Origin of the sequence: Denitrificimonas caeni (assembly GCF_027498055.1) — a bacterium.
Classification (GTDB): Bacteria; Pseudomonadota; Gammaproteobacteria; order Pseudomonadales; family Pseudomonadaceae; genus Denitrificimonas.
In genome coordinates, this window is record NZ_CP114976.1 from 1,710,062 (window position 1) to 1,726,358 (window position 16,297).

The following is a 16,297-nucleotide window of genomic DNA, read 5'->3' on the forward strand; positions in this document are numbered from 1 at the left end:
CCATGAGTGCAATGCTGGAACATCCTTTTGCCCCTTTTGTACGTATTTTAGGTAAAGGGCAAAAAGGTTCGCGCGGTTTAACCCAAGCAGAAGCTTATCAAGCAATGAGTATGCTGCTTGATGGTGAGGTTGAAGACACACAGCTGGGTGCTTTTTTAATGCTATTGCGCTTTAAAGAAGAAAGCCCAGAAGAGTTGGCAGGCTTTACTCAAGCAGTGCGTGAGCGGGTGGCTGCGCCTGCGATTGCCGTGGATATTGATTGGCCCAGTTATGCTGGCAAGCGGCGGCAGTTGCCGTGGTTTATGTTGGCGGCAAAAGCCTTGGCAAATAACGGTGTACGTATCCTCATGCATGGCGGCGGGCAACACACCGCTGGGCGTATGTATGCGGAAGATTTACTCGCAAAGTTAGCAATTCAATCCTGTGCATCTTGGTCGGAAGTCGCCCAGAGCCTTGAACAAGACAGCATCGCTTTTGCGCCATTAGGCACTTGGATGCCCGCTTTGCAGCGCATGATCGATTTGCGTAACACCTTGGGCTTGCGCTCACCTGTGCATTCATTAGCACGGTTACTCAATCCTTTAGCTGCACGTTGCGGCCTGCAGAGTATTTTTCATCCCGGTTACCAAGCTGTGCACCAGCAAGCCAATGTGCTTCTAGGTGATCATGCCTTGGTGATTAAAGGCGATGGTGGTGAAATTGAAGTGCGTCCTGACACCACCGATCAGGTGCTAGGTGCTACAGCTGGGCAAGCTTGGCAGGAGGAATGGCCAGCACAAATTGGCCGTCAGGTTAAAGCGCAAACTTTACAAGTGGAGCGCCTAATAGCTGTGTGGCAGGGCACTGAGCAGGATTTATATGCTGAACAAGCAATCTTAGCCACCATGGCACTGGCGTTGCGCGGCTTAGGTCGTGAACGAGCCGAAGCATTCTCAGCAGCCGAAGAAATGTGGGAAAAACGCCACGGGGCATAATTAAAGCGCCGCTTGCAAACACAGCAGCGGCGCTGAGTCAGTGTGCGGCTAGCCGCCTAGGTAGGCTTGGCGGACGGCTTCATTACTGAGTAGGTTTGCCCCGGTATCCTCAAGAACAATGCGCCCATGCTCCATCACATAGCCGCGGTCAGCCAGCTTGAGTGCTTGGTTGGCATTTTGCTCGACTAAAAACACGGTCACCCCATCATTGCGCAGTTGCTCAAGGATTTTGAAAATCTGCTGAATGATAATGGGGGCTAGCCCTAGAGATGGCTCATCCAGCAGCAATAAGCGTGGCTCACTCATTAAGGCGCGGCCAATGGCGAGCATTTGCTGCTCACCGCCACTCATGGTGCCTGCGCGTTGTTGGAAGCGTTCATGCAAACGTGGGAATAATGATAGGACGCGGTCTAAGCGTTCACTGCGGACATGCTTGTCATCGCAGAAAAAAGCGCCCATGGCGAGGTTTTCTTCTACCGTCAGACGTGAGAAAACTCGGCGGCCTTCTGGCACTATGGCCATTCCTTTACGCATGATTTGTGCAGTGGTTTTGCCGCGCAACTCTTCGCCTTCATAAATGATTTCACCGCTGGATGCTTGTGGATCGCCGCAGAGGGTCATCATTAATGTGGTTTTTCCAGCGCCGTTGGCACCAATCAGGGTGACAATTTCGCCGCGATTGACCTTGATGGATACATCATACAAAGCTTGGATCTTGCCGTAATAGGTACAGATATCATTGATAACTAACATGATCACTCTTCCCCCAGATAAGCTTTGATGACTGCTGGATTGTTGCGTACTTGCTCTGGCGTCCCCGAGGCTAAAGGTGTGCCTTGGTTAATCACTACGATGTGGTCAGAGATATCCATCACCAGTTTCATATCATGTTCAATCAGTAAAACGCTGATGCCATGCTCGTCACGTAAGTTGTTAATTAGTTGTTTAAGCTCGTCGGTTTCGCTGGGGTTGAGGCCTGCAGCTGGTTCGTCAAGCATCAGCAAACTAGGGCGCGTGACCATGCAGCGAGCAATTTCTAAACGCCGTTGTTGGCCGTAGGCAAGGGTGCCGGCTTCGCGGTTTGCATCATCGAGTAGGCGCACTTTTTCTAACCAGTAAACTGCTTTGTCTAAAGCCTCTTGCTCGGCTTTACGGTAGCTACGGGTTTTAAATAAACCAGCCAATAAACTGTTATTCAGGTGTTGATGCTGAGCAACCAATAAGTTCTCCAGAACGGTCATGTCTTTAAACAGACGCACATGCTGAAAGGTGCGAATCATGCCTTTGCGTGCAATTTTATAACCGCTTAGATTTTGTATCTCTTCACCGGAAAAAACGACTTTTCCTGCGGTGGGCTGATAAAAGCCAGTTAAGCAGTTAAAAACCGTGGTTTTGCCCGCGCCATTGGGGCCAATCATAGAGACGATTTGCCCTTTTTTGATCGTTAAGCCCACCCCGTTTACCGCGAGCAAACCACCAAAACGCATGGTTAGGTCGCTAACCTCGAGAATATTTGTAGTCATGGGCGCAACTCCATGTGTGGACGCTTCATGGGCAGCAGGCCCTGTGGACGCCAGATCATCATCAGCACCATCATTAAGCCGAATAGTAGCATCCGGTACTCGTTAAACTCACGGGCCATCTCGGGCAATACCGTCATGACGATAGCAGCTAAAATCACGCCAACCTGTGAGCCCATACCACCTAAAACAACAATGGCTAAGATGATTGCCGACTCAATAAAGGTAAAGGATTCTGGGCTGATAAACCCCTGACGAGCAGCAAAGAAACTACCAGCAAAGCCGGCAAAAGTGGCTCCAATGGTAAAGGCGCTAAGCTTGATGTTGGTGGGGTTTAGTCCCAGTGCGCGGCTGGCAATTTCATCTTCGCGAATGGCTTCCCAAGCCCGACCAATTGGCATGCGGATCAGGCGGTTGATCACGAAAATAGTGATCAGTACCAACACTAGCGCCAGTAAATAAAGAAACATCACGCGGTGGTTAGAGTTAAAGGCAATACCAAAAAACTCATGGAAGGTTTGCGAGCCTTCGCTGGCACGGCGACTGAACTCTAAATTAAAGAACGTTGGTTTAGGGATACTACCAATGCCCCTTGGACCGCCGGTGAGGTCGGTGAGGTTGTTGAGCATTATGCGAATAATTTCGCCAAAACCTAGGGTAACAATGGCCAAGTAGTCGCCGCGTAAGCGCAGTACCGGGAAGCCCAGAATAAAGCCAAAGAATGCTGCCATAACACCTGCAGCGATTAGCCCCGTCCAGAAGCCGACGCCAAAGTACATCGCAAGCATTGCGTAGGTATAGGCACCCACGGCATAAAAGCCCACATAACCAAGGTCCAGTAGTCCAGCTAAACCGACCACAATATTGAGGCCTAAACTGAGCATGATGTAAATCAAGACTAGGGTGGCTAGGTCAATTTGGCTGCGCGAACCGAGGAACGGGAAAATAAGTGCAGCAGCGATTAAAAAGCACCAAAACATGCGCTGAATAAACTGGCGCTGGCCTAACTCGCGTAAACCAGAGGGCAGGCTTGGCTTGGGCATCAAGCCTAAGGCGCGCTCAATGGGTTCACGAAACAGGTTGTAGAAGAAGATCAGCGCAGTTGCTGCTGCAATTTTCCACAAAACGGCCTCGCTTGCGCCCACTAAAGTCAACTCGGTACCCACTTGAGTGAGGCGCACACCCAGTAGTACAGCACTTAAAGCTAGGGTGACTAGGGCAGAGAAAATCGCTGATTTAGGATACAAACGCATTAGACTTTCTCCACTTCAGGGCGACCTAAAATACCGGTCGGACGAAACAGTAGAATTAGAATCAATAGCGCAAAAGCCACAACATCTTTGTATTGACTGCTGAAGTAGCCGGAAGTCATCGCTTCTGTTACCCCGAGCACCAGACCGCCGAGCACCGCTCCGGGAATACTGCCAATGCCACCTAGCACAGCCGCAGTAAAGGCTTTGAGGCCAGCCATAAAACCAATATAGGGGTTAACTACGCCGTAATATAAGCTGAGCAATACCCCAGCCACCGCAGCTAAAATCGCACCAATAACAAAAGTAATGCCAATAATTGCATTGCTGTTAATGCCTAGCAGGCCAGTCATTTTAATGTCTTCAGAGCATGCGCGGCAGGCGCGCCCGGTGCGCGAACGTGAAATAAAGATACTGAGGGCAATCATTGCCACTAACGTGGTGACGAAAATAATAATTTGCATATACGACAGGCTAGCGTGAAAGCTGGCTTCATCGCCCAGGGTTACACCGCCGGTGACTAAACGCGGCATGGCTACATCACGTGCACCTTGGGCAATACGCACAAAGTTTTGCAGTAAAATTGACATACCAATGGCTGAAATCAAAGGGATTAAACGGTGGCTGCCACGCAAAGGGCGGTAAGCAACCCGTTCAATACTGTAGCCATAGGCGCTGGTCACAACAATGCTGAGAATAAAAGCGCCAAAAATAAGCAGAGGCAAACTTTCCAGCCCGAGCATGGCCAGGCCAGTCAGGGCAATAAATGTGACATAACTGCCGATCATATAGACCTCGCCATGAGCGAAGTTAATCATGCCAATAATGCCGTACACCATGGTGTAGCCAATGGCAATCAGCGCATAAGTACTGCCCACGGTTAAACCGTTCAGCAGTTGTTGCAGAAAATAAAAAAAAGCTTCGTTCATAAGGGTACCCGGCAAACACAACAGCCTCGCGCGTCCATAAAAATGAACGGCGAGGCTTGAGGCAGTTAAATTACTCGGTTAGAGGGGTTTTGCTGCCGTCTGCATGCCATTCGTAGACTACAAAGCTGAAGTTTTTCAGATCGCCTTTGTCATCAAACTCAAGCACACCAGTCGGTGTATCAAAGCTATTGCTGCGTAGCGCTGCGGCTACTTCTTCAGGCTCTTGCGAGTTGCTGATGGTCATTGCATCGGCCATCACTTGCACTGCAGCGTAGGCTGGGAACACAAAGGCTCCGCGCGGATCTTGTTTTTTAGCTTTAAAGGCTTCAACTAAATGAGCGTTTTTAGGGTCGGTATCAAAGGCTTTCGGCAGAGTTACGAGCATGCCTTCAGAGGCTGCACCGGCAATGGCAGAAATATCGCTGTTACCCACACCCTCGGGGCCCATAAAGCGCGCATCGAACTTGTTTTCTGCCGACTGACGCAGCAGCATGCCCATTTCGGGGTGGTAGCCGCCAAAGTAAACGAAATCAACGTCTTCTTTTTTCAGCTTAGCAATCAACGCAGAGAAATCTTTATCGCCAGTGGTTACACCCTCGAATAACACCACAGGGATGTCGGCATTATCCAAGGCTTGTTTAACCGCGGTAGCAATTCCTTCACCGTACTGCTGCTTGTCATGCAGTACCGCAGCACGCTTTGGCTTGAGTTCGTTGACAACGTAGTCGCCGGCTGTTGGGCCTTGCATGGTGTCTAAACCAATGGTGCGGAAAATAAGCGTGTGACCTTGCTCGGTTAGCTCAGGAGTGGTTGAAGCTGCAGTGATCATCAAGATGCCTTCCTCATCATAGATGTCAGAGGCAGGCTGGCTTGAGCCTGAGCATAAGTGACCAACTACAAAGCGAATACCGTCATTGACGATTTTGTTAGCAACCGCAACCGCTTGCTTAGGGTCACAAGCATCGTCATAGGTGACAGCTTCAAGCATGCTGCCATTGACACCGCCTGCTCGGTTAATTTGCTCAATGGCCATTAAGGCGCCCATTGATTGCATATCGCCATATTGCGCAACAGGGCCAGTCACAGGGCCAGCAAGGGCAATTTTAATTGGCTCAGCGGCCAGTGAGTAGCTGGTGGCACTTACCAAAGCTATCGCGGCGAACAGTTTACTGATACGTCGAGTTGTTTTACTCATAAAATCGGCACCTTTTTATAGTTTTTTGTAATTTCGCCACTTAAATCTTAGCAAATGGCGAATGTCAGCGTTGCTCAGTGTAGTGAACTTCTCTGATAAGTGGAACTATTTGGCAGCTTATACACCCTAAAAAGGCTGGGTTAGCAAGCAGTTGCCGCTAAAGTCACGAGACTTTCTCGGCTTGCTGCTAATATGCGCATTGGTTTAAGAATAAAGGCTGTGGGTTAAGGGCTTTTATAACTTTAATGAGGCACTATTAGAGAGCTTTAGCTCTGCCTGAGTTGTTAGGGATTGTTGCTATGTATGAATCAAAAAATCAGCCAATGTTGAGCCGCGCAGAGTTTTATAAGCGCATTCTTTACCATGTGTTGATTGCGGTATTGGTGATTGCAGTTTCAGTGTTAATCGGCATGTTAGGTTTTATGTATTTTGAAAGCATGCCTTGGCATGATGCCTATTTGCATGCCACTTTATTACTGGGTGGGCATGGAACGTTAACCGCACCACAAAGCGTTGCTGGTAAATTGTTTGTCGGTTTTTACGGTCTGTATGCGGGCTTGGTATTTGTTGCTGTGCTGGGGATTACTTTTGCGCCAGTGGCGCACCGCATCTTGCATAAGTTCCACTTAGATGAAGAAGACTTAGACTAAACAGATTTGACTGCGATAAAAATACTCATCTATCGCAGTCAAATCTGTTGCCTTTAAACCGTGCGCGAGAACTCACCGCGCTGCTTAGCGCCTAAGTAAGCGTCAAAGGCCATGGCCACACTGCGCATCATTAAATTGCCTTGGTCCAGCAGCACAATTGCTTCATCATTAATGGTGAGCAAGCCATCGGCGACTTGCTCTTGTAACTGGACGAGAGCATCAGCAAAATATTCATTAAAGTTAATGCCGTGTTGTTGCTCAATTGTCGCAATATCAATGCGGTTGTGACACATCAAGGTGCTGATTACATCGCGGCGTAGGCGGTCGTCGGCATTGAGTTGGTAACCGCGGTGCAGCGGCAACTGATCTTTATTTAAGTAAGCATAATACTGCGACAACTCTTTTACATTCTGGCTGTAGGTGTCGCCCACTTTACCAATGGAAGACACGCCAAGGCCGATCAGGTCGCAGTCGGCATGGGTTGAGTAGCCTTGGAAGTTGCGCTGTAGAGTGTCATTGATACGTGCTTGTGCCAGTTCGTCTTCCGGTAGGGCGAAGTGGTCCATACCAATGTAAACATAACCTGCGCTGCATAAACGGCGAATGGTCAGTTCCAAGAGTTCTAGCTTACGCTCTGGTGGTGGCATGTCTTCAGGACGAATCAGGCGCTGAGCACGCACGAGTTTCGGCAGGTGGGCGTAGCTGTAGGCGGCAATACGGTCAGGGCGTAAGGCAATGATCTTATCTAAGGTGGTATTAAAACTGGTAACCGTTTGCAGGGGCAGGCCGTAAATCAAGTCAACACTGATGGAGCGGAACTGCGCCGCGCGTGCAGCTGTCATTAATGCTTCAACTTGTTCATCGCTTTGAATACGGTTGACCGCTTTTTGTACGTCAGGGTCAAAGTCTTGTACACCGAAACTGATACGGTTAAAACCAAGGTCACGCAGCTGCTGAATCTGCGTAGGAGTAATGGTACGTGGGTCAACTTCTAGAGAAAACTGTCGCTGCTCACTCGTATCTAAATTAAAGGCACTGTGTAAGGTGTCCATCAAGTCAGTGAGTTGTTCTTGAGTGAGGTAGGTTGGAGTACCGCCACCAAGGTGCAATTGCGTTACGCTGCGTTTTTTATCAAATAGCTTGGCCTGTAACTGAATTTCCTTCTTGAGATACTCAAGGTATTCGACTGCACGGCTGGTTTTTTGTGTGATAATTTTGTTGCAGGCACAGTAGTAGCACAGGCTTTGGCAAAAAGGGATGTGAATATAAATGGATAAAGGTTTAGCTGCGTGCTGATTACTGGTCTGGGCAGCCTGAATATAGTTATCTGCAGCAAAAGCGGTGTGAAATTGCGGCGCTGTGGGGTAGGAGGTGTAGCGTGGACCGGGACGGTCGTATTTTTCCACAAGTGCTCGGTTAAAGCTTGGCATGTGCTCCATTGGCTAGACCCCTCTATGATAAAAAGCGATGATAAATAGCGAATTTAGATGATCAGTTTTGCTGATCATTATTGAAAAAGGATAGACTACCTCACTTGGTCTGTTTTGCGTTAACAGACCTGCATGTTCTTGATTTAGGGCAATTTTATCCTCAGTAGCATAAACACAATGGCATTTTAAATTAGATTATGACTAGCAAACTTATTAAGTTGGGATTTATTGCTTTGAGTCTCTTGGTGACCGGCTGCCAAAGCTTACCAAGCTTAGATGGACGCACCCAGACGCTGGCGTACTCGAAAGAAGAGGTGGCCGACACCTACTTTGCTAAGGTGTTAACTGCTCTTGAACAAGAGCACGGCACCGAAAAAAGTGGTATCTATCCGCTGATTGAAGCAGATGAGGCCTTTGCTGCACGCATGCTGCTGGCTAAGTATGCGCAACGCAGCTTGGATGTGCAGTATTATATTTGGCGGCAAGATATGACCGGCACCATGCTCTTTGAAGCCCTACATGAAGCTGCTGAGCGTGGCGTGCGAGTTCGCCTGCTATTGGATGATAATAATACCAGTGCCGCCGAGCCTATTTTGCTTGCCCTCAATAGCCATGAAAATATAGAAGTGCGTTTGTTTAACCCATTTATGGTGCGCGCACCACGCTGGTGGGGCTTTCTCACCGACTTTTCACGGCTCAATCGGCGCATGCATAACAAATCGTTTATCGCTGATAACTCCTTTAGCATCATCGGTGGCCGCAACATCGGCGATGAGTACTTTGGTGCTACAGATGATGTGTTGTTTGCTGATTTAGATATTCTCAGCGTGGGTGCGGCAGTTCAGGAGGTCTCCACTGACTTTGATAAGTATTGGCACAGCGCATCTTCTTACCCACTCGAGCGTGTAGTGCCTAATGGCCGCGGTATATCACTGCAGGAGTTGCGTGCGCGCTCTCAGAGCATTGCCGGCAGCCCTGGAGCCCAGCAGTATGTGGAGTCATTGCGTGAGTCAGAGTTGATTCGTCAGCTTGAGCAGCGCAGCATTGATTTCGAATGGCTGCAGGTGCGCATGGTCAGTGATGATCCGCGTAAAGGCCTAGGTAACGCACAGAAAGAGTCACTATTGATCCAGCAGTTTCAAGATATTATTGGCGATCCAGATGTGGATGTTGAGCTGATCTCACCGTATTTTGTCCCCACTGAAGCCGGTGTTGAGGCTTTTGCTTGGCTGGTACGTAAAGGCGTTGAGGTTAAGGTGCTGACCAACTCTTTGGCCGCTACCGATGTGGCAGCTGTGCATGCAGGGTACGCAAAACGCCGTAAAGCTCTACTTAAAGCTGGGGTGGTGTTATATGAGATGCAGCGTCATCCAACTCAAGTTAAGCGGATGAAGCGTAAAAAAAGATTTTTAGGCAGCTCGGGGTCAAGTCTGCATGCCAAAACTTTTTCCGTGGATCGTAAACATGTTTTTGTCGGCTCCTTTAACTTTGATCCGCGTTCAGCCAATTTAAATACAGAATTAGGCTTCGTGATTGATAGCCCGCGCCTTGCACAGCGTATCAATCAGGCCTTTTACGATGAAATACCTGCCCATGCATATGAGGTAAAACTGACTGAGACAGGTCGGATTTACTGGATCGAGCAGCGTGATGCCGGTGTGCAAACCTATACTTCAGAGCCCAATAGTAGTGTGTGGCGACGTGTCTCTACACGCTTACTTTCTTGGCTACCAATTGAAGGTTTATTGTAATAGTTAAAATTCTCTGCCGGATTGGATGGATATTTCTGTTCGAGCGCTCTAGAATGCATGCCCTTGATTCTAGGGTCGGTATGTCTGGCCACGTCTATTCAACGAGGAATAACCATGCAAGTTTCCGTAGAAAGTACTTCCGCCCTTGAGCGCAAAATGAACATTAGCGTTCCAGCTGAGCGTATTGAAAGTGAAGTAACCAAACGCCTTCAGCAAACAGCGAAGCGCGCTAAAGTATCTGGCTTCCGTCCAGGTAAAGTACCTATGAGCATCATTCGCCAGCGTTATGAAGCTGATGCGCGTCAAGAAGTACTGGGTGATGTGATCCAAGCAACTTTCTATGAAGCCGTTGTTGCTGAAAAAGTTAACCCTGTGGGTCAACCAGCGATTGAGCCAAAAGTATTCGAGAAAGATAAAGATCTTGAGTACATCGCTACTTTTGAAGTGTTTCCAGAGTTTGAAGTGCAAGGACTGGAAGGTGTTGAAGTTGAGCGTCAGAGCGCCGAAGTGGCTGAAGCTGATGTCGACAACATGCTGGACATCTTGCGCAAGCAAAATACCGCTTTCGCTGAAGTTGATCGCGCAGCTGCGCTAGAAGACCAAGTGACGATTAACTTTGTTGGCAGCATTGACGGCGAAGCTTTCGCTGGCGGTACCGCTGATAACGTACCTTTAGTGTTGGGTTCAGGTCGTATGATCCCGGGTTTTGAAGAAGCATTAGTGGGCTGCAAAGCCGGTGAAACTAAGGTTATCAACCCAACCTTCCCAGAAGACTACCAAAACCTTGATTTGGCCGGTAAAACTGCTGAGTTCACCGTTATCGTAAATAAAGTTGAAGCCCCTGAGCTGCCAGAACTCAATGAAGAGTTTTTTGCGATGTTCGGTAACACCGAAGGTGGTTTGGACGGTTTCCGCGCTGAAGTTAAAAAGAACATGGAGCGTGAGCTCAAGCAAGCGGTACAAGGCAAAGTAAAAAGCCAAGTGATGGACGGTTTGCTCGCTGCCAATGAAATTGAAGTACCAAGCGCATTGATTTCTAACGAAGTTGATCGTTTGCGTGTGCAAGCAGTACAGCAGTTTGGCGGCAATGTTAAGCCTGAGCAGCTGCCTGCTGAGTTGTTCGCCGAGCAAGCTAAGCGCCGCGTAGCTCTGGGTCTGATTGTTGCGCAAATGGTTAAGCAGTTCGAAATCAAAGCCGATGATGAGCGCGTACGCAGCACCATTGAAGAAATGGCTGCGGCTTACCAAGAACCAGAGCAAGTGATCGACTGGTACTACAAGAACGAGCAGCAGCTAGAAGACGTACGTGCTGTTGTGCTTGAAGAGCAAGTTGTAGATACTGTTTTAGGTAAAGCCAAAGTAACTGATGTTACTGTGACTTATGAAGAAGCAGTAAAACCTGCGGCAGCGCCTGAAGTTGCTGAAGAAGCAGAAGAAGCTAGCGCTGAGTAATAGCACTTTGTTGGGAGCCAAATATTAATCGGCTCTTGCCTGTTACACCACAAGCCAGCCTAGCGCTGGCTTGTGTGTCTTTATGACGATGACGAATAATCTGGGAGCTACGGCCGAAATGTCAGACACTATGTTTATGCAAAACCCGCACGATATCCACGCTGCTGGCGGTTTAGTGCCAATGGTAGTTGAGCAATCATCTCGCGGTGAGCGCGCCTATGATATTTATTCACGCCTGCTCAAAGAACGCATTATTTTCTTGGTCGGTCCAGTCGAAGACTATATGGCAAACCTGGTCGTGGCGCAGTTACTGTTCTTAGAAGCAGAAAATCCTGATAAGGATATCCACTTATATATCAACTCACCGGGCGGTTCAGTCACTGCAGGTATGTCGATTTACGACACCATGCAGTTTATTAAGCCGGATGTATCTACCATGTGTATCGGTCAAGCGGCGAGCATGGGTGCTTTGCTGCTGGCAGGTGGCGCAGCAGGTAAGCGTTATTGCTTGCCACACTCACGCATGATGATTCACCAGCCCTTAGGCGGTTTCCAAGGCCAGGCCTCGGATTTTGAAATCCACGCCCGCGAGATTTTAACGATTCGTGATCGCTTGAATAAAATCTTAGCCGACCATACTGGGCAGCCCATTGATGTTATTGCTAAAGATACCGACCGCGATAACTTTATGAGCGCTGAAGAAGCCGTTAAATATGGCTTGATTGATCAGGTGGCGACTAAGCGTGAAATACCTGCTTAACCGGTGTTAAGCACTACTGAATATGTTTAATGTGAGTGGCTGGGGTTGAATAAACCAATTCAAGCCCCCATCTTGTACTCATAGCCTACCAAACTGGAACGAACGAATGACTGATACGCGTAGTGGCGAGGATAAAGGCAAATTGCTGTATTGCTCCTTCTGTGGCAAAAGCCAACATGAAGTGCGCAAGCTCATTGCTGGCCCCTCGGTTTTTATTTGTGATGAATGCGTTGATCTGTGTAATGACATTATCCGTGAGGAAGTGGAAGAAGCAGAGACTGAAGATGCAGCACATAAATTGCCTTCTCCCAAGGAAATCAGCGGCATTCTTGACCAGTATGTGATTGGCCAAGAGCGCGCTAAAAAAGTATTAGCTGTAGCGGTTTACAACCACTATAAGCGCTTAAACAACCATGATAAGAAAGACGAAATTGAGCTCGGTAAAAGTAATATTCTGCTTATTGGACCAACAGGTTCAGGTAAAACCTTACTGGCAGAAACGTTAGCGCGCTTATTGAATGTACCTTTCACCATTGCTGATGCAACCACACTGACCGAGGCCGGTTATGTGGGTGAGGATGTGGAAAATATCATTCAAAAATTGCTGCAAAAATGTGACTACGATGTTGAAAAAGCAGAAATGGGCATCGTTTACATTGATGAGATCGATAAAATTACCCGTAAATCGGATAATCCGTCGATCACCCGTGATGTTTCCGGTGAGGGCGTACAACAAGCCTTACTGAAGCTGATCGAGGGTACTGTTGCTTCGATTCCACCACAGGGTGGACGCAAACATCCGCAGCAAGAGTTTTTGCAGGTTGATACGAAAAACATCTTGTTTATTTGTGGTGGTGCATTTGCTGGCTTAGAAAAAGTCATCCAAAACCGTTCTACCAAGGGTGGTATTGGTTTTGGCGCAGAAGTGCGCAGCAAAGAGCAAGAGAAAAAAATCGGCGAAGCATTGCGTGATGTTGAGCCAGATGACTTAGTGAAGTTTGGCTTGATTCCCGAGTTTGTTGGTCGCTTACCAGTGATTGCTACTTTGGAAGAGCTGGATGAAGCTGCTTTAGTGCAGATCCTAACCGAGCCGAAGAACGCATTGACTAAGCAATATGCTAAGTTATTCGACATGGAAGGGGTTGAGCTAGAGTTCCGTTCGGATGCATTGAAATCAGTGGCTCAGAGCGCTTTGTTGCGTAAAACTGGCGCCCGTGGTTTGCGTTCAATCTTGGAAGGTATCTTGCTCGATACCATGTATGACATTCCATCGGAAACTGATGTCACCAAAGTGGTGATTGATGAAAGTGTTATTACTGGTGCATCTAAGCCATTGTTGATTTATGCAACACAAGAAAGTGAAGAGAAAAAAGCAGCGCCAGAGTCTTAATTGCTCGCGTTGTCTACAAGAGGGCCTGCGGGCCCTTTTGTTTTTTATGCCTATCACCTTGTAATTGTTGCAATGCGCCCCCATCTTTGATCACAGGCTTAGCCAATTATTACGGCCTGCGTGCCGCATGTGAGAGAGAAGAATGAAGACAATCATCGAATTGCCGTTATTGCCATTGCGTGATGTTGTGGTTTATCCGCATATGGTTATCCCCCTATTTGTAGGGCGTGAAAAATCTATCGCAGCCCTTGATGCTGCAATGCAAGGCGACAAAAAGATCCTGTTGATTGCGCAACGCAGCCCAGCGGACAATGATCCTGATACCGACGCTTTGTATGAGGTTGGTACTGTTGCAACTATTTTACAATTACTGAAACTCCCAGACGGCACAGTGAAAGTGCTGGCCGAAGGTGAGCAGCGTGGAGAAATCATTAAGCAGTTGTCTGCTAGTGATGCTGACTACTTAAGCGCTGAAGTAGAAACTCAAGACGAGCAAGCAGCCAGTACTGTTGAAAATGAAGTGCTGTGCCGCACTCTATTCGAACAGTTTGAAGGTTTTGTGCAGCAGAGCAAAAAAGTTCCTGCAGAAGCTTTAACCGCATTAAGTGATATTGATGCTGCGGGGCACTTGGCTGACGCCATCGCCGCGCAGATGACCCTCAAGCTAGAGCAGAAGCAATCTGTTCTTAGTCAGTGGCAGATTGCTGAGCGTGTAGAGCTGTTGTTGGGTATTTTAGATACTGAGCTTGAGTTGCTCAATGTCGAGAAACGTATTCGCGGCCGCGTGAAAAAGCAGATGGAGCGTAGCCAGCGCGAGTACTTCTTGAATGAACAAATGAAAGCCATTCAGAAAGAGCTGGGCGAAGGCGAAGACGGTGTTAATGAGGCCGATGCGTTAAAAAAACGTATTGATGAAGCTGGGATGCCGGAGGAAGCCTTAGAAAAAGCACATGCAGAACTTAAAAAGCTGCAGCAAATGTCGCCCATGTCGGCTGAAGCCACTGTGGTGCGCACCTATCTGGACTGGTTGATTAATACCCCGTGGAAAGCTAAAAGCCGTGTACGTTCAGACTTAAAGCGTGCAGAAGAAATACTGGAAGCCGATCACTTTGGCCTGGAAGAGGTTAAAGAGCGCATCCTTGAGTATTTAGCTGTGCAAAAGCGGGTGAAAAAACTTAAAGGCCCGATTCTGTGCTTGGTTGGACCGCCTGGTGTGGGTAAAACCTCACTGGCAGAGTCGATTGCACGCTCAGTGAACCGTAAGTACATCCGCATGGCCTTAGGTGGTGTGCGTGATGAGGCGGAAATCCGTGGTCACCGCCGCACCTATATTGGCGCGATGCCCGGTCGGGTAATCCAGCGTTTGAGCAAAGTCGGGGTGCGCAACCCATTATTCTTGTTGGATGAAATCGACAAAATGGGTCAAGACATGCGCGGTGATCCTGCTTCAGCCTTGCTGGAAGTACTGGACCCAGAGCAAAACCACAGCTTTAACGATCACTACTTGGAAGTGGATTACGATCTATCCGATGTGATGTTCGTGTGTACTGCCAACTCAATGAATATTCCAGGGCCATTGCTGGACCGCATGGAAGTGATTCGTCTGCCTGGTTATACCGAAGATGAAAAGCTCAATATTGCGCAAAAGTATTTAGTCAGTAAGCAGCTTAAAGCCAATGGTTTGAAAGATGCAGAGCTGAACTTTGAGCCTGCGGCCTTACTCAATGTGGTGCGCTACTACACCCGAGAGGCAGGTGTGCGTGGCCTTGAGCGACAAATTGCTAAAGTGTGCCGCAAGGTGGTGAAAGAGCAAGCTGACCAGAAAAAGGTCAGTGCAACTATAACTACTGAGAATCTTGAGCATTACCTTGGCGTGCAAAAATTCACTTATGGCTTGGCTGAAGCCGATGACCAAATTGGACAGGTCACAGGTTTGGCCTGGACGCAAGTGGGTGGTGAGTTATTAACCATTGAGTCTGCAGTGATTCCCGGCAAGGGGCAGCTGATTAAAACGGGTTCACTGGGCGAGGTGATGGTTGAGTCAATGACCGCAGCCTTAACTGTTGTGCGCAGCCGTGCTCAGTTGCTGGGCATAGCTCCAAGCTTCTATGAGAAGAATGACGTGCACTTACATATGCCTGAGGGGGCTACCCCCAAAGATGGCCCTAGCGCAGGCATAGGCATGTGTACGGCGCTGGTTTCAGCTTTGACCAAGATACCTGTACGTGCAGATGTAGCGATGACCGGTGAAATCACCTTGCGTGGCCAAGTGCTACAAATTGGTGGTTTAAAAGAGAAATTGCTCGCTGCCCACCGGGGCGGAATCAAAACAGTTATCATCCCCGAAGAAAATGTGCGTGACTTGAAGGAAATACCAGCTAATATAAAGGCCGATTTAGACATCAGACCAGTTAAATGGATTGACGAAGTGCTACAGATTGCGTTGCAATACATGCCTGAGCCTCTGTCAGATCTCGCATCTGAATTATTGCTGAAGGATGAATCGCGTGATGCTGAGGCCAATGATCGGATAAGCACACATTAATGCAGTTGTGGTTGACATGCTTTTTGACACCTTGCTATAAGGTAAGGTGTTTGTGTCATTGAGTTGCATAATAAAGCTTTTTTTTGCATTTAAATTGCAATTATAATTATTTTTAGAAAAACCTAAGGGGACTTACGAGTGAACAAGTCAGAGTTGATTGATAAGGTTGCCGCATCGGCAGATATTCCTAAAGCGGTTGCAGGACGTGCATTAGATGCCGTTATTGAAAGCATCACAGGCGCACTTCAAGAGGGAGAATCGGTAGTATTAGTTGGCTTTGGTACTTTCTCTGTTAAAGATCGTGCTGCCCGTACAGGTCGCAACCCACAAACGGGTAATCCTATCGAAATTGCTGCAGCTAAAATTCCTGGCTTTAAAGCAGGTAAAGCACTTAAAGACGCTGTAAACAACTAAGCGCTTGTTAGCCACCAGTATTTATATTGATGGATCT

General features: G+C 48.1%; 14 protein-coding genes. 8 read left to right on the top strand and 6 right to left on the bottom strand.

Annotated features, from left to right (window positions below; translation table 11 throughout):
* The first annotated feature begins 2 nt into the window (after positions 1 to 2).
* A complete protein-coding gene (locus O6P33_RS08160; RefSeq protein WP_269817294.1) occupies positions 3 to 974 on the top strand; it encodes a glycosyl transferase family protein in 972 nt (323 codons plus the stop codon).
* 48 nt (positions 975 to 1,022) lie between these two features.
* On the opposite strand, the gene O6P33_RS08165 is transcribed toward O6P33_RS08160, so the two are convergent.
* The 5 genes from O6P33_RS08165 to O6P33_RS08185 all read right to left on the bottom strand — a co-directional run bounded on the left by O6P33_RS08165 (position 1,023) and on the right by O6P33_RS08185 (position 5,868).
* Positions 1,023 to 1,727: an ABC transporter ATP-binding protein gene (locus O6P33_RS08165; protein ID WP_269817295.1), complete on the bottom strand. Its 705-nt coding sequence runs from the start codon at positions 1,725 to 1,727 to the stop codon at positions 1,023 to 1,025.
* Between the two features lie 2 nt (positions 1,728 to 1,729).
* Complete coding sequence (gene livG, locus O6P33_RS08170) at positions 1,730 to 2,497, bottom strand: high-affinity branched-chain amino acid ABC transporter ATP-binding protein LivG (protein ID WP_269817296.1); 768 nt, start codon at positions 2,495 to 2,497, stop codon at positions 1,730 to 1,732.
* Positions 2,494 to 3,747: a high-affinity branched-chain amino acid ABC transporter permease LivM gene (locus O6P33_RS08175; protein WP_269817297.1), complete on the bottom strand. Its 1,254-nt coding sequence runs from the start codon at positions 3,745 to 3,747 to the stop codon at positions 2,494 to 2,496. Before O6P33_RS08175 ends, livG begins: the two co-directional genes overlap by 4 nt.
* Positions 3,747 to 4,673, bottom strand: coding sequence for a high-affinity branched-chain amino acid ABC transporter permease LivH (livH, locus tag O6P33_RS08180; protein WP_269817298.1), 927 nt, complete (start codon positions 4,671 to 4,673; stop codon positions 3,747 to 3,749). Before livH ends, O6P33_RS08175 begins: the two co-directional genes overlap by 1 nt.
* A gap of 70 nt (positions 4,674 to 4,743) precedes the next feature.
* Entirely contained in the window at positions 4,744 to 5,868 is a 1,125-nt protein-coding gene (locus O6P33_RS08185) for a branched-chain amino acid ABC transporter substrate-binding protein (RefSeq protein ID WP_269817299.1), read from the bottom strand.
* A 299-nt stretch (positions 5,869 to 6,167) separates the two neighbouring features.
* Here O6P33_RS08185 and O6P33_RS08190 point away from each other — a divergent pair, with 299 nt between their 5' ends.
* The gene (locus tag O6P33_RS08190; protein ID WP_269817301.1) at positions 6,168 to 6,518 is read left to right on the top strand and encodes a hypothetical protein; all 351 of its coding nucleotides are present in this window, start codon (positions 6,168 to 6,170) and stop codon (positions 6,516 to 6,518) included.
* 53 nt (positions 6,519 to 6,571) lie between these two features.
* Here the strand turns inward: O6P33_RS08190 and hemN are convergent, their stop codons facing one another.
* Complete coding sequence (gene hemN, locus O6P33_RS08195) at positions 6,572 to 7,957, bottom strand: oxygen-independent coproporphyrinogen III oxidase (RefSeq protein ID WP_269817302.1); 1,386 nt, start codon at positions 7,955 to 7,957, stop codon at positions 6,572 to 6,574.
* A 188-nt stretch (positions 7,958 to 8,145) separates the two neighbouring features.
* On the opposite strand from hemN, the gene O6P33_RS08200 reads away from it, so the two are divergent.
* The 6 genes from O6P33_RS08200 to O6P33_RS08225 all read left to right on the top strand — a co-directional run bounded on the left by O6P33_RS08200 (position 8,146) and on the right by O6P33_RS08225 (position 16,260).
* Positions 8,146 to 9,699, top strand: coding sequence for a phospholipase D family protein (locus tag O6P33_RS08200; protein WP_269817303.1), 1,554 nt, complete (start codon positions 8,146 to 8,148; stop codon positions 9,697 to 9,699).
* A 114-nt stretch (positions 9,700 to 9,813) separates the two neighbouring features.
* Complete coding sequence (gene tig / locus O6P33_RS08205; RefSeq protein ID WP_269817304.1) at positions 9,814 to 11,151, top strand: trigger factor; 1,338 nt, start codon at positions 9,814 to 9,816, stop codon at positions 11,149 to 11,151.
* Positions 11,152 to 11,269: 118 nt separating this feature from the next.
* Positions 11,270 to 11,911, top strand: a complete 642-nt coding sequence (gene clpP, locus O6P33_RS08210; protein ID WP_420094937.1) for an ATP-dependent Clp endopeptidase proteolytic subunit ClpP — start codon at positions 11,270 to 11,272, stop codon at positions 11,909 to 11,911.
* A gap of 106 nt (positions 11,912 to 12,017) precedes the next feature.
* Complete coding sequence (gene clpX, locus O6P33_RS08215) at positions 12,018 to 13,301, top strand: ATP-dependent Clp protease ATP-binding subunit ClpX (protein WP_269817305.1); 1,284 nt, start codon at positions 12,018 to 12,020, stop codon at positions 13,299 to 13,301.
* 142 nt (positions 13,302 to 13,443) lie between these two features.
* Positions 13,444 to 15,846 carry an endopeptidase La gene (gene lon / locus O6P33_RS08220; protein WP_269817306.1) on the top strand — a complete coding sequence of 801 codons (2,403 nt, stop codon included), beginning with the start codon at positions 13,444 to 13,446 and terminating at the stop codon, positions 15,844 to 15,846.
* 138 nt (positions 15,847 to 15,984) lie between these two features.
* Complete coding sequence (locus O6P33_RS08225) at positions 15,985 to 16,260, top strand: HU family DNA-binding protein (protein ID WP_269817307.1); 276 nt, start codon at positions 15,985 to 15,987, stop codon at positions 16,258 to 16,260.
* Positions 16,261 to 16,297: the final 37 nt, after the last annotated feature.